General features: G+C 35.2%; 13 protein-coding genes. 12 read left to right on the forward strand and 1 reads right to left on the reverse strand.

The window, feature by feature from the left end:
- The first annotated feature begins 4 nt into the window (after window positions 1-4).
- The 9 genes from ACPF9A_RS08285 (at window position 5) to ACPF9A_RS08325 (ending at window position 11531) form a co-directional block, all read left to right on the forward strand.
- Entirely contained in the window at window positions 5-832 is an 828-nt protein-coding gene (locus ACPF9A_RS08285; RefSeq protein WP_424003421.1) for a universal stress protein, read from the forward strand.
- 13 nt (window positions 833-845) lie between these two features.
- Window positions 846-1475 (forward strand): carbonic anhydrase family protein, encoded by a 630-nt coding sequence (locus tag ACPF9A_RS08290; protein WP_424003423.1) that lies wholly within the window; start codon window positions 846-848, stop codon window positions 1473-1475.
- 171 nt (window positions 1476-1646) lie between these two features.
- Entirely contained in the window at window positions 1647-3521 is a 1875-nt protein-coding gene (locus tag ACPF9A_RS08295; protein ID WP_424003425.1) for a SulP family inorganic anion transporter, read from the forward strand.
- Between the two features lie 71 nt (window positions 3522-3592).
- Window positions 3593-4612 carry a phenylalanine--tRNA ligase subunit alpha gene (gene pheS, locus ACPF9A_RS08300; RefSeq protein ID WP_424003427.1) on the forward strand — a complete coding sequence of 340 codons (1020 nt, stop codon included), beginning with the start codon at window positions 3593-3595 and terminating at the stop codon, window positions 4610-4612.
- A gap of 9 nt (window positions 4613-4621) precedes the next feature.
- Window positions 4622-5017: a hypothetical protein gene (locus ACPF9A_RS08305; protein ID WP_424003429.1), complete on the forward strand. Its 396-nt coding sequence runs from the start codon at window positions 4622-4624 to the stop codon at window positions 5015-5017.
- A gap of 253 nt (window positions 5018-5270) precedes the next feature.
- Window positions 5271-5750: a GbsR/MarR family transcriptional regulator gene (locus ACPF9A_RS08310; protein WP_424003431.1), complete on the forward strand. Its 480-nt coding sequence runs from the start codon at window positions 5271-5273 to the stop codon at window positions 5748-5750.
- 100 nt (window positions 5751-5850) lie between these two features.
- Window positions 5851-6936, forward strand: a complete 1086-nt coding sequence (locus ACPF9A_RS08315; RefSeq protein WP_424003433.1) for an efflux RND transporter periplasmic adaptor subunit — start codon at window positions 5851-5853, stop codon at window positions 6934-6936.
- Window positions 6937-6973: 37 nt separating this feature from the next.
- A complete protein-coding gene (locus ACPF9A_RS08320; protein ID WP_424003435.1) occupies window positions 6974-10111 on the forward strand; it encodes an efflux RND transporter permease subunit in 3138 nt (1045 codons plus the stop codon).
- A gap of 16 nt (window positions 10112-10127) precedes the next feature.
- On the forward strand, window positions 10128-11531 hold the full coding sequence (locus ACPF9A_RS08325) for a TolC family protein (RefSeq protein WP_424003437.1): 1404 nt from the start codon (window positions 10128-10130) through the stop codon (window positions 11529-11531).
- A gap of 148 nt (window positions 11532-11679) precedes the next feature.
- On the opposite strand, the gene ACPF9A_RS08330 is transcribed toward ACPF9A_RS08325, so the two are convergent.
- Complete coding sequence (locus ACPF9A_RS08330) at window positions 11680-12147, reverse strand: CYTH domain-containing protein (protein WP_424003439.1); 468 nt, start codon at window positions 12145-12147, stop codon at window positions 11680-11682.
- A gap of 52 nt (window positions 12148-12199) precedes the next feature.
- Between ACPF9A_RS08330 and dinB the strand changes: the two genes are divergently transcribed.
- The 3 genes from dinB to ACPF9A_RS08345 all read left to right on the forward strand — a co-directional run bounded on the left by dinB (window position 12200) and on the right by ACPF9A_RS08345 (window position 15066).
- The gene (gene dinB, locus ACPF9A_RS08335; RefSeq protein ID WP_424003441.1) at window positions 12200-13303 is read left to right on the forward strand and encodes a DNA polymerase IV; all 1104 of its coding nucleotides are present in this window, start codon (window positions 12200-12202) and stop codon (window positions 13301-13303) included.
- A 109-nt stretch (window positions 13304-13412) separates the two neighbouring features.
- Complete coding sequence (locus ACPF9A_RS08340; protein WP_424003442.1) at window positions 13413-13835, forward strand: hypothetical protein; 423 nt, start codon at window positions 13413-13415, stop codon at window positions 13833-13835.
- Between the two features lie 145 nt (window positions 13836-13980).
- On the forward strand, window positions 13981-15066 hold the full coding sequence (locus ACPF9A_RS08345) for an efflux RND transporter periplasmic adaptor subunit (protein WP_424003444.1): 1086 nt from the start codon (window positions 13981-13983) through the stop codon (window positions 15064-15066).
- Window positions 15067-15068: the final 2 nt, after the last annotated feature.

The following is a 15068-nucleotide window of genomic DNA, read 5'->3' on the forward strand; positions in this document are numbered from 1 at the left end:
AGCCATGAGTAAAAAATATAAAATAGCGGTTTTCTCAGACATGAAAGAGTCTTTGGGAAACACGCTGAAAAGCACGCTCAACCTTGCTAAGATGCTTAATGGAGAAATAGCCATATTTCATGTTAAAAAAGGCACAGAAGTCGTCACTGAAGCTAGCCAACTTTCAGCTATTAGATCTTTAAATAGTGAATTTATTACCATGGAAAATGATATAAAGTCAATCGTTAACTCCTTTTCAAAAGAATTTGGTGTAACTATGTCCTATTCATGTGCCATCGGTAATTTAAAGAATGAGATAGCCGATTATATTAAAAAAGAAAAACCCGATTTTATCGTACTAGGTAAAAAGAAGTCAAACTTTTTCAACATTCTTGGCGACAAACTTATACCCTTTGTATTGAAGATACATAAAGGACCTATTTTTTTAACCGATGAGATAAATGTGTTAGATTACGGCAATGATTTATCTTTAGGAGTCTTAAGCAATACAGAAGAAACTTTAATAGCTGATCTGACAGAAGATTTACTTCTTCATTCGCAAAAACCTTTAAAATCATTTAAGATTCTAAAGAATATGAATACCATAACTAAACCTTTAGCATCTCAACAAAAAAAAGAGGTTGAGTTTATATTTGAGAACAATTCTAATTCTATGAAGAACCTTTCAAATTATATAACTAAAAACAAAATAAACCTCTTGTGTGTAAACAGGTTTGAAAACAAGAAAAAGAAAGATAGTTCAGCTCTTTCGATGCCTGCTAATATTAGTGACATGGTCAATAATATTAATGTTCCATTATTACTAATGGGACAAAATAATTATACAGTATAATAAATAAAAATATATGAAAGCACATACTAGAGAAACCCAAGCTACGATGACCCCAAAGAAATCATTAGATTTCTTAAAGGAGGGAAATCAAAGATTTCAAAATAATTTAAAAGCAAATCGTAACCTTTTAGAACAAGTTAATGACACGAGTGAAGGTCAATTTCCATTTGCTACCATATTAAGTTGCATAGATTCTAGAGTTTCTGCAGAGCTAGTATTCGATCAAGGATTGGGAGATATATTCAGTGTAAGAATAGCAGGTAATTTTGTCAATGAAGATATTCTTGGCAGTATGGAGTTTGGTTGTAAACTTGCGGGTACAAAATTAATTGTCGTTTTGGGGCATACCAGTTGTGGCGCCATAAAAGGTGCTTGTGATCATGCACGACTAGGTAACCTTACTGCTCTTATCAACAAAATAGAACCAGCAGTAGATGCTGTAAAAGAGCCCACAGATGAAAGTTTAAGAAATTCTAAAAACTTAGACTTCGTAGATCGGGTAGCGGCTAAAAATGTTGAATTGACTATCGAAAATATTAGAAAGCATAGCCCGGTTTTAGCTGAAATGGAAAAAAACGACGAAGTACTTATAGTAGGTGCAATGTATGATATTGCCACAGGTGAAGTAGATTTCTACAACTAGAAATTAATACTATAAAATAGTGACTATAAAGCCGGTGTTTTTCATCGGTTTTAAAATACCAGGAAATCAATCAATTATTCGCAGCCAACGAAGAATTTTTTAATTAAACTCGAGTAATATCACATTAATATAACGTGATATTTTCTCATTAAAATTGATTATTTTAAGAGTATGAAGAATCTATTTTCAAATTTCAAAGGAGATTTATTTGGTGGTATAACAGCGGGTATTGTAGCACTACCTTTAGCACTTGCTTTTGGAGTTAGCTCAGGAATGGGACCCAGCGCCGGATTATATGGTGCAATATTTATTAGTTTCTTCGCCGCACTTTTTGGCGGAACAAACACACAGATTTCTGGTCCGACCGCACCAATGACTGCCGTAAGCATGGTTGTTATTGCAGGTATCGTTGCCATGAATGACGGAAACCTAGAAAAAGCTTTACCTGCTATTTTAATTGTTTTTCTATTAGCTGGTTTAATGCAAATTGGGCTAGGTTTACTAGGTTTAGGTAAATATATAAGATACATTCCCTACCCCGTAGTATCTGGCTTTATGACCGCCATTGGTGTTATTATTCTTGTAACACAAATTTTACCTGCAATTGGTTATTACCCTAAAGAAGATGCCGAGTTCGTAAATAAATACAAACCAATGGCCGAAGAGATAATTTTAGACAATATCTTGAAAGAAGAGGCTGGTGAAGGTATTTTGGTGCTTGAAAATTTTAAGGAAACCATTGCTCGAGCAGAAAGTATTACAGAAGCAGATATGCTTAAAGAAGCCCAAACATTGGCAAAATCAGAAGCTTCTGGTGTTATTGGCGCTATAAAGGTGTTGCCAAGGGCATTAAAGAATATTAACTGGCTAGAATTAATTCTTTCTCTAGCAACCATTATCATAATTTATGGTTTTAAAAAAATAACTACTACTATACCTAGTGCGTTGGTTGCATTGATTGCTGTCTCTGGTGTAGCCTATGGTTTCGGGCTAGATTATCGACCTATAGAACAGATACCTAGCGGTTTTCCTATGCCTAACCTTGGTATTTTTACCGAGTTTGAATTAGGCGCTATAACACCTTATATCTTTACAGCATTGACCTTAGCCCTTCTAGGCGCCATCGATTCGCTATTGACTTCTGTTGTTGCCGATAACATGACAAAAACGAAGCATCAGCCAAACAAAGAATTGGTCGGGCAGGGAATCGGTAATAGCATTGCCGCAATATTTGGCGGTATACCTGGCGCGGGTGCTACTATTCGAACAGTGGTTAATATCAATGCAGGGGGCAAGACTAAATTGTCCGGTATGGTTGCCGGTGTGCTATTATTAATTATTCTTTTGGCTCTTGGCCCAGTAGCTTCTCAAATACCTGCTGCAGTTTTAGCTGGTATTTTAGTTACGGTAGGTATCGGTGTTATGGACTATAAAGGTCTAAAAGCAATACCGAGTTTACCTAAAGATTTGAGCTTAGGTCCGTTTAAATTTAGCTCAGAGGTTGTTATCATGCTCGTTGTTCTTGTGCTTTCTTCTGTTTGGAACTTGGTATATGCGGTTGGGGTTGGTCTAATTATCGCTTCGCTAATGTTCATGAAAAAAATGGGCGATTTAACCGCAGAACGATCAGATGTGAAATCGTTGGAGAAAGAGGTGAATTGGCCAGATGAAGCTTCTTTTCCAAAAAGTCTGCAAGAAGAGGTATTTATAAAACACTTAAAAGGACCATTATTTTTTGGTTCTACGAGTGAATTTCAACAAATGGCCGATCAAATACCTAGAACTGCATCGACCGTAATTATTAGAATGGGCAGAATGCAGTATATGGACCAATCTGGTTTGTATACTCTTGAAGATGTGCTTATAAGTCTTAGAAAATCGAGCATCAATATACTTTTTGTTGATGTATTAAAACAACCACGTTACATGATGGAGCGGGTAGGATTAATACCGGATCTAATTCCTGAAGAACATATTTTTGATTCGTTTGATGAGTGCTTAATTTGGGTCAAGTCTAATGTTAAAGACAGATTCCTCGATAGCTAAGACATCAAATGCAACAAAAACTTATCATACCTCTTTTAAAAGTTTTAAATTTGCGGCTTTAATCAACATTCATGATTGATAAGATAAAAGAACAAATCTCTGAAGTAGCATCGTTCACGGCTGACAATATGGAAGCTGTTGAAACGTTTCGAATTAAATATTTAGGTAAAAAGGGTATTCTAAATGACTTCTTTGCAGAGTTCAAGAATGTACCTAATGACCAGAAAAAAGAGTTCGGACAAACAATTAACGAACTTAAACAAGCTGCGACAGAAAAAGTAGAGTCTTTAAAAGAGGTTTTAGAAAATAACACTACCGATGAACAGGTGTATGGCGATTTGACCAGACCCGGGTATCCTTTAGAACTAGGATCTCGTCATCCTATTTCCATAGTGAAAAATAAAATCATCGATATCTTTTCTAGAATCGGATTCAATGTTTCTGAAGGTCCAGAAATCGAAGATGACTGGCATAACTTTACTGCGTTGAACTTGCCAGAATATCATCCGGCGAGAGATATGCAAGATACTTTCTTCATTCAAACTGATCCAGATATTCTATTACGTACCCATACCTCATCGGTACAGGTGCGCTATATGGAAAATAACAAGCCACCTATTCGTACGATTTCTCCGGGTAGAGTATATAGAAACGAAGCTATTTCGGCACGATCTCATTGCTTCTTTCACCAGGTAGAAGGTTTATATATCGATAAGGATGTTTCTTTTGCTGATTTAAAACAAACACTACAGTATTTTACTGCAGAGCTTTTTGGAAAGTCTAAAATTAGATTAAGACCTTCTTACTTTCCATTTACAGAACCTAGTGCAGAAGTTGATGTGTACTGGGGACTAGAAACCGAATCTGACTACAAAATTACAAAAGGTACCGGTTGGTTAGAAATTGGAGGCTGTGGTATGGTAGATCCGAATGTGCTTACAAATTGTGGACTAGATCCTGAGGTCTATTCTGGTTTTGCTTTCGGCGTAGGTATCGATCGTATTGCTATGCTTCTTCATCAAATTACAGATATACGTTTATTGAGTGAAAACGATTTACGCTTTTTAGAACAATTTAAAAGCGCCCTTTAATAGTACTCTGTGAAAAAAGATATTGAAATACCGGTTGTTAAAGATGTACACATCGCCATTATTCGTGAATGGAACGAAGAATTCTTGGACAAGGATTGGAATGCCTATATCATAAATGAACGCGATACCGCTATTGAGATGACCATGGTCGTTTCGAAAGGTTATGAAGGTGATCTTAAAACATCGGTAATGAGACACGCTATAGGTGTCGTCGAACCTAAATCATTTAAAAAAATTGAAGTGGTTCAAGAAGATGTGTTAGCATTAAATAATGAATTTTATGTCACTTACTATGCTGATAGCAAATTGTATGAAAAACGATTTGTGTTCGAGCAAAACACTGTAAATGAAAATAATCTTGTTACAATTCCTTTTATAGAAAAAGACGGAATCTTTGCCAAGTAGTTCATTAATTGCTACCATTTAGTTCATTTATATTTCTCTTTTCTTCTTAATAGCGCTCACTTATTTGTAAAATAATCTTGAGTTACTACCCATATTGTAGTCAATAAAAATTTTTATTGAACTAAAATTCAAGCAACTACCTTATAATTTTGTACCCGTAACGAAGTATTAACTTTTATTAACAAAAAAGAATGTTCGTTTAGTTTGTTTGTAACCGAACTAACTATACCTTTGTCACTTCAAATTTCGAATCATGGAAAAAGAAGAACATAAACAAAGATTAATAGAAGAACTAGGTGTTCATTTTGAAGCTGAATATAGTTTACCCCCATTAGCCGCAAGAATATTCGGAAATCTTGTTGTAACTGAAGAATTAGGTCTTACGTTCGACGATTGTCAAATGAAAAGAGGGGCTAGTAAGAGCTCCATATCGACATCACTTAATTTATTGCTGCAGTTAGGTATGATTACCTATTTCACTAAATCTGGCGATCGAAGAAGATATTTTAAAATTTCTGACAAAAGTACATTCTTCATTAAAAAATTAGAACAAGCCCTAAAAAAAGCTGCGAACGAATCTAAAATGATACAAAAAGTAGCAGAGTACGATAAGCAATACAACAATGAAAAATACCTTTCTAACAAAGCAAAAATGGAAACTTATTTGAATTGTCTTGATAAAAATGAAGCGACTAATAAAGAAACTATAGAAGCCTTAAAGAAGTTGATATAAAATATTTCAAGAGCAGTTCACCAAATAGCGAACAACTTGAATTAACAAAACCCTAACAAGTACTATTACATATTTTAATACAAATAAACATCCATCTAAAATGAAAAAGTTATCAATTATAGGAATCTTAAGTGCAACTCTTCTTCTGAGCTCTTGCTTTAGTTCATCAGAAAAATCAGCACAAGGTCAGGCTGCACCACCACCACCAAGTCTGAAAGTTGCCAAATTAACGAAGCAAGATTTAACTATATACAATGAATTCTCTACTACTCTTGAAGGTAAGCAGAATGTAGAAATATGGCCAAAAGTATCTGGTTTTGTTCAAGAAGTATATGTTGAAGAAGGTCAAAAAATTAAAAAAGGTCAGTTACTTTTTAAATTAGAGACCCAAACTTTAAATCAAGATGCGAATGCTGCAAAAGCTTCTGTAAACGTAGCACAGGTTGAAGTTGATAAATTGAAGCCTTTAGTAGATAAAAATATAATTAGCCCTGTGCAATTAGAAACTGCAAAAGCACAACTTGCACAAGCACAGGCAAATTACCAGAGTGTAGCTTCTAACATTGGTTATTCTCGTATTACTAGCCCTGTTGATGGGTATATCGGAGAAATTCCGTTTAAAATTGGTGCACTTGTAAGTTCTGCAATGGTCAAACCATTGACTACCGTATCTGACGTTAGTGAGGTACGCACTTATTTTTCAATGAACGAAAAAGAACTTTTAAAACTAAAGGAGTCTATGCCTAAAAACGACAATAATGTTTTGGATATAGAGAAGGCGCCAGAAGTAACTTTGGTAATGATCAATGGTGAGGAATATGCTGAACCAGGTAAGATTGCGATGATAAATACTATTATCAATAGCACAACCGGTAGTGTAACAGCTAGAGCTGATTTTGACAACAAAAACAATTTGTTAAGTAGCGGTAGTACTGGTAAAATTAAAATTCCGACAATTTACAGCGGTGCTTATGAAATACCACAAACTGCAACTATAGATCTTCAAGGTAAAAAACTGGTTTATGTATTAAAAAGTGATAACACGGTTACTACTATGCCATTGAATATCATTACCACTACTCCACAAGGTTTTGTAGTAGAAAATGGAATTGAAGATGGAACTACGATTGTTATTGAAGGAGTTTCAAAATTAAAAGACGGAATGGCAATTAACCCTGCCAAGTAAGAATTCGTAGTTCAGTAAAACATATAAATAAACAACAATGTTTCAAAAATTTATAGATCGTCCCGTACTTTCTACGGTGATTTCGATCATTATAGTTATTCTAGGTATTTTAGGTTTAACGACCTTGCCTATAGAGGAATATCCAGAAATAGCACCACCGACGGTGCAAGTAACAAGTACCTACACAGGGGCAAACGCAGAAACAGTACTTAAGAGTGTTGTTATTCCTTTAGAGGAACAGATCAATGGCGTTGAAGACATGCTATATATGACTTCTACTGCCAGTAATGATGGTGCTGCAACGATAAATGTATTTTTTAAATTAGGTACCAACGCAGATATTGCTGCCGTAAACGTTCAAAACAGAGTTGCCAGAGCAAATAGTGTTTTACCACAAGCGGTAGTACAGACTGGTGTTATTACCCAAAAATCTCAGACCAGTGCATTACTTTTCTTCTCCTTATTTTCTGATAATGATGAGTACGATGCAACCTTTGTAGAGAACTATGCTAGAATAAATCTTGTACCTAAACTTCAACGTATTGAGGGTGTTGGTAACGTAACAGTTTTCGGTGCCAAAGATTACTCGATGCGTATATGGTTGAATCCTGAGAAAATGGCCGCCTATAAGTTAATGCCATCTGATATTCAAAACGCATTAAGAGAACAAAACCTTGAAGCAGCAACTGGTAAAATCGGTGAAAATGCTGACGGAGTTTATGAGTATGTATTAAAATATAAAGGTCGTCTTTCTGACGAAGCTGCCTATGAAAACATTATTATTAGAGCTCAAGAAAATGGTCAATTTTTACGTCTTAAAGATGTTGCCGAAGTTGAGTTAGGTGCGTTTAATTACGGTACTAAAAACGAAGGTATGGGTAAGCCCGGTACCGCAGTTGGTATATTTCAAACGTCTGGTTCTAATGCAAACGCCATTATTGACCAAATACAATCTATTTTAGATGAGAGTAAACCAGATTTCCCTAAAGGTTTAGATTATGTAATTCCTTACAACACAAAAGATTTCTTAAGTGCCTCTATTGAACATGTTGTACAAACATTAATTGAAGCATTTTTACTGGTATTCTTAGTGGTATTCTTATTTCTACAAGATTTTAGATCAACATTAATACCTGCTATTGCGGTTCCGGTAGCGATTGTAGGTACGTTCTTCTTTCTCTCGTTATTTGGGTACTCCATTAACATGTTAACCTTATTCGCCATGATTCTCGCCATTGGTATTGTGGTCGATGATGCCATTGTTGTCGTCGAAGCGGTTCATGCGAAAATGGAAGAGGGAGCTACTGATGCGAAAAAAGCAACTAAATCTGCCATGTCTGAAATATCTGGTGCTATTATATCTATCACCTTGGTCATGTCTGCAGTATTTATTCCTGTATCATTTATTAGTGGATCGTCTGGTGTGTTCTATCAACAATTTGGTATCACATTAGCAATAGCAATTCTGATTTCTGCTGTAAACGCTTTGACATTGAGTCCGGCTTTGGCTGCTCTATTATTGAAGCCACATCATACATCTGAAGAAAAAAAGAAAGGTGTTGTAAAGCGTTTCTTTTCTGCTTTCAATACTGGTTTTGATGCCGTTACCGATAAATATGTTGGTTCTGTAAAATTCTTATCTAAAAGAAAATGGTTGACATGGGTTTCACTCGCAGTTTTTGCAGTTATTGCATTCCTATTGTTTCAATCAACACCAACAGGTTTTATACCAAATGAAGATAAAGCTATTGTATTTGCTGATGTTACCATGCCCCCTGGTACTACTTTAGAGCAGACACAGAAAACAGTTAAGCAATTAGATTCTATCTACCAATCTATGGATATCATTCAAGCTAGAATGAACATTACCGGATTTAGTATTTTAAATAGTGTAAATGGTGGTTCATATGCTTTCTCAGTACTTCGTCTTAAAGATTGGGGTGAAAGAGAAGGTGAAGGAGAATCTGTTAAAGAAGTAGTAGGAAGCCTATTCGCTAAAACAGCGGGACTTAAAGATGCTAAAATCTTCTTTTTTACTCCGCCAAGTGTTCGTGGTTTCGGTAACTCTACTGGTTTTGAAATGAACTTACAGAGTAAAGACGCCGATGATTGGCAAACGGTAAACAAAGTTACTAATGAGTTTTTAGCCGCTATTAATGCAAGACCAGAGGTACAATATGCTATTACTAACTTCAACGCCAATTTCCCTCAATATGAGTTAGATGTAGATGTTGAGAAAACAAAAATGGCTGGCTTAGCGGTAACTGATGTTTTCAGCGCAATGCAAGGTTATTATGGTGGTCTTTATACTACCGATTTCAACAAGTTCGGTAAGCAATACCGTGTAATGATTCAAGCGAAACCTGAAGATAGAGCCGATGAAAATTCATTGAACCATATTTTCGTTACTAACGCTAATGGAGAGTCGGTTGCCGTATCTCAATTTGTATCGCTAAAGAAAATATATGGTCCTGAGGTGGTAAGTAGATTTAACTTGTTGAGTTCTGTAAAAGTAAACGGAGCTATGAACCCTGGGTATTCAACTGGTGATGCCATTAAAGCAATCGAAGAGGTAGCTGCAGAGGTATTACCTAATAATTATACCTATGAATATTCTGGACTTACTAAAGAGGAGAATAGCGCAGGTAGCCAAACTATCATCATTTTTATATTGAGCTTGGTATTTGTATACTTCTTATTAAGTGCCCAATACGAATCATATGTTTTACCATTAGCAATTTTACTTTCATTACCAGTTGGTATTGCAGGTGCTATTGGTTTTGTAAGTATGGCGGGACTTGAAAATAACATCTATTTTCAGATTGCATTAATTATGCTTATTGGTCTGCTTTCTAAAAATGCCATTCTTATTGTAGAGTTCGCATTGCAACGTAGAAAACAGGGGATGTCTATTATTGACTCTGCTATTGACGGTGCAAAAGCAAGACTTAGACCAATTTTAATGACATCATTCGCATTCATTCTTGGTTTAATGCCATTGGCATTATCATCGGGTATTGGTGCTGTAGGTAACAGATCTATTGGTATGAGTGCTGTAGGTGGTATGTTAATAGGTACCATATTCGGTGTATTCGTTATACCGGCATTGTATGTTATTTTCCAAACTATTCAAGAGCGTATTACAGGTGCTCCACAACCTTCTATTGAAGAATAAAAGAACTAAAGAAATCATGAATAAAATAATATCGAATAAACTTTTACTGGTTGCCATTCTGCCGCTTTTGCTGCAGTCTTGTTTTACAGCAAAAACATACGAGCGACCAACTGTAGAGACCGAAAATTTATATAGAACTGATCAACTGCCGCAAGACAGTATATCTTTCGCTTCGGTTTCTTACCAAGACCTTTTTACAGATGCTCATTTGAAGACATATATTCAAAGAGGATTAGGGAATAACCTTGACATTCGCATTGCTCTTCAGAGCATTGCGGCTGCCGAAGCTTATGTTAAGCAGGGTAAAGCTGGCTATTTGCCAACTATAAATGGTGCAGCAAGTGCTACTAGAACTGCAAGAACTAGTGAAAACGGACAGTTTGGTAGTTTTTTCACTCAACCGTTCAATCAATATGAAACTTCTGGTACCGCTTCTTGGGAAGCAGATATCTGGGGAAAAATTAGAAGTACCAAACGTGCTAGCGATGCAAGTTACTTACAAACTGTAGCTGCCCATAAGGCTGTAAAAACTAGTTTAGTAGCGCAAATTGCTACTACTTACTATCAGATTTTGGCTTTAGATAAGCAGATTTCAGTTACTGAAGAGACGATTGAAAACCGTTCTAAAAGTTTAGAGACAATTACTGCTTTAAAAGAGGCCGGACTAACAAACCAGGTTGGTGTTGACCAAACTGCAGCGCAATTATATAGCGCTCAGAGCCAATTATTGGATATTAAGAATTTGCTATATCAAGCAGAAAACACCCTAAGTATTTTATTAAGTGAACAACCGCAAATCTATTCTCGTAGTACGTTAGATGAGCAATCTCTAGCAAGTGAAATGCAACTTGGGGTGCCAGCGCTTTTACTTCGCAATAGACCAGATATTATGCAGGCAGAATATAGTTTGGTGAACAGTTTTGAACTAACTAATGTTGCCAGAAGTAATTTTTACCCATCTATAACTTTATCGGCGCAAGGCGGATTTCAAAGTTTGGATCTTGATAATTGGATAGATTCTAGTTCAATATTTGCAAATTTGATAGGCGGACTTACACAACCGATTTTTAACGGTAGAAAAATTAGAACTGCTTATGAGGTTGCCCAAGTACAACAAGAGCAGTCTTTATTAAGTTTTAAAAAAGCTCTTTTAACTGCTGGTAAAGAAGTATCTGAAGCTTTATATGATTACAACATAGCTATTGAAAAAGAAGGGTTTATCTCTAAGCAAGTATCGGCATTAAAAAGAGCAGAAAGTAATTCTGAAGAATTGTTGAACAGTGGTTACCTGACCTATTTAGATTTGTTAACTGCAAGAGAGAATTCTTTAAATGCTGAGTTAAATTTAGTAAACAACAAATTCACTCAATTATCAGCTACAGTTGAATTATACCGCTCTCTTGGTGGCGGGTGGCAGTAAGCTACTTATAAAAACAAGTGTGTAACATTAGAATTAAAGTTACACTTAAAATTGGATGCAAAGGGCCGGAATGGATGATGTCGCGGAGACCCTTTGCATCTTTTCTTATTTCTAATGGATAGTTACCTCTTATCAACTTATCGAAAAACTACCAGCGATTGAAAGGAGATTTACTTAATTGTGAATTATAATATTTTACATTACCCGTAACTTCTTCGCCTAGCCAATCAGGTTTTTCGAAATTTTCATTTTCAGATCTCAGTTCTATTTCGGCAACTGTCAATCCTAAATTATCGCCGTAAAACTCATCTACTTCATACGTATGTTGCCCTACTGAAATTTCGTACCTGCTTTTTTCTAAAATACCTTTTTCACATAATTTCATTAGACTTTCTGCCTCATCGACTGAAATTTCTTTTTCCCACTCAAAACGAGATGTCCCTGTTTCATTTGATTTACCCTTAACAGTAATGAAGCCTAAATCGCCTTTAATTCTAACCCTAACTGTTCTATTTGGATCCGTATTCAAAAAACCTTGAACAATTCTTGTTTTAGAACTTGCAAACGATTTATAATCATCAGATTTTACCAAAAACTTACGCTCTATTTCTATCATATGAATGGTTAAAACTACTATCTATAAACTAAGATAAGTCTTAAATTTGCTTATGCCCAATGAAATGCCTCTTCGTAAAATTATTCATGTTGATATGGATGCGTTTTATGCATCTGTAGAAGAATTGGATAACCCAGATTTAAAAGGGAAGCCTTTGGCTGTGGGTGGTAGTGAAAAAAGAGGTGTTGTTTCTGCAGCTAATTATGAAGCCCGTAAATTTGGTGTGCGCAGTGCCATGAGCGGATTTATGGCTAAGAAAAACTGTCCGCAGTTAACCTTTGTAAAACCAAGGTTCGAACGGTATAAAGAAATCTCGAAAATTATACGTTCTATATTTTTCGAATATACCGATCTAGTTGAGCCCCTTTCTCTTGACGAAGCTTATTTAGATGTTACAATCAATAAAAAAGGCAACCCTTCTGCTACTATGCTTGCCACTGAAATTCGACAACGTATTTTAGAAAAAACAGGCTTAAACGCATCCGCAGGTATATCTATCAACAAGTTTATTGCCAAAATCGCCAGTGATATTAACAAGCCTAACGGACAAAAAACGGTCAATCCAGAAGAGGTGATTCCTTTTTTAGAAGAATTAGATATTAGAAAGTTTTACGGCGTAGGTAAAGTAACTGCTGAAAAAATGTACAAGCTGGGCATTTTTACCGGTAATGACCTAAAAAAGAAATCAATAGAATTTCTGGCAGAAAACTTTGGCAAGAGCGGACCCTACTATTATCATGTGGTGCGTGGTATTCACAATAGCGAAGTTAAACCACATCGCATTCCTAAATCAGTTGGTGCAGAGCGTACTTTCAATGAAAACCTGAGTAGTGAGATTTTTATGCTCGAGCGTTTAGATCATATTGCCCAAGAGCTAGAAAGAAGATTGTCTAAATCTAAGGTTGCAGGTAAAACAATTACTTTGAAGATAAAGTATAGTGATTTTACGTTGAATACGAGAAGTAAAACATTACCCTATTTTATTGCAGACAAAAACTTGATTCTTGAAACAGCAAAAGATCTTTTGTATCAAGAAGAACTTCAAAACTCCGTAAGACTGCTCGGTATATCGCTTTCTAACTTAAATACCGATGATAAAACAGCTAAAAAAATTGACAATAAATCAATTTTAGTTCAATTAAAATTCGATTTCTGAAGGTTATGGCTTCATTTCTAGCTTTTTAAATAAATCTCATAAATGTTAACAAAAATTAACTACAGATACTTGTACAGCAACTATTGCTAGAATAATTTTGACCCCTTAAATGAAAAAGAGTTTTTTAAAATTTCTTATTTCTACCTGTATATTACTTTCTGGTATATACAGTCCTCTATTGGCTAACTACAATATAGGGGCTACCTCTTTTCAATCCATTCAACAATTCACAAATTCAATAGACAACAATGTAGAAACTGTTGTAGTTGATAATGATGCAGTTTTAAAAGGCACTTTAGATAATTCTGAGAAGGCGCTTGAAATTGAAGCTGTAGAAATTGGTGAAGAAGAGAGTGAACATACTTTCTATAAAAAAGGTGTGGAACAGCACCAAGTTACAATTTCCTATTACCTTTTATCAGTACTATTTTTATTCAGTTATTTTACAAATAGCAATTCACTACAAAAGCTATTTGCTTTTCTACCTACAGCAGATAGGCGCTTTGTCCTATACCAAGTTTTTCGTATATAAGATTTCTTTTGGTCAAGATTATATCTGACCTGACATCATTTTTAAGGCTACAGCCAGTTTAGATTCATAAATCAACCTGCCTTAAAAATTGAGTGTCTCCGCATTTTTAAATTTCATTTTTCCAATCAATTAAATATCCATTTTTATGACCAAGAGAGTACTCCTGATCGCTACCGCATGCACTTTATTCATTGCGGCAAGTTGCAATTCAAAAAAAGAAAAAAAAGAAGAGCACGTTAAATTTCTTATTACCAGTCCCATTAAAAAAGATACATCGATTACCAAAGATTATGTATGTAATATTAATTCATTTAAACATATTGAACTTAGAGCCCTAGAAAAAGGGTATTTGAAGGAAATTCACGTAGATGAAGGGCAACTAGTTAAAAAAGGGCAAAAAATGTTCAATATAATGCCCAACATCTATGAAGCAGATTTGCAAAAAGCAAAAGCAGAAGCAAAAGTTGCTGAAATAGAACTGCAAAACACCCAACTTTTAACCGATGGAAATGTCGTTTCTAAAAATGAACTTGCCATGGCAAAAGCAAATTTCGACAAAGCAAATGCCGAAGTTTCTTTAGCGCAGACCCATTTAGGATTTACCAACATTAGAGCTCCTTTCGATGGAATTATGGATCACCTTCATGCAAGAGAAGGAAGTCTTTTAGATGAAGGTGAATTGCTGACCACTTTATCAGACAATTCAAAAATGTGGGTGTATTTTAATGTTCCAGAAGCCGAATATTTAGATTATATCATTAGCACCGATAAAGAAACCAAAAAAGAAGTGCAACTATTAATGGCCAACAATAAAAAATTCAACCAAAAAGGAATCGTTGAAACTATTGAAGGTGAATTTAATAATGAAACAGGTAACATTGCTTTTAGAGCAACATTTCAAAATCCTGATCAAATTCTTAGACATGGTGAAACTGGTAGTGTTCTAATGACTATACCTTTTAAAGATGCATTGATTATTCCTCAAAAAGCAACATTCGAAATTTTAGATAAAAAATTTGTCTTTGTTGTTGATCAAGATAATGTAGTTCACCAAACAGAAATTACTGTTGCTGCAGAACTACCTCACCTTTTTGTAATTGGCAAAGGTTTAAAGCTAAGCGACAAAATACTAGTTGACGGTATACGTATGGTAAAAAACAACGAAAAGATTGAAATTGAATTTGCTGAACCAAATGAAGTGATTTCAAAATTAGCCGTGTACGCGGAATAATC

Source organism: Maribacter sp. IgM3_T14_3 (assembly GCF_049603095.1).
In the GTDB taxonomy this organism is placed as follows: domain Bacteria; phylum Bacteroidota; class Bacteroidia; order Flavobacteriales; family Flavobacteriaceae; genus Maribacter.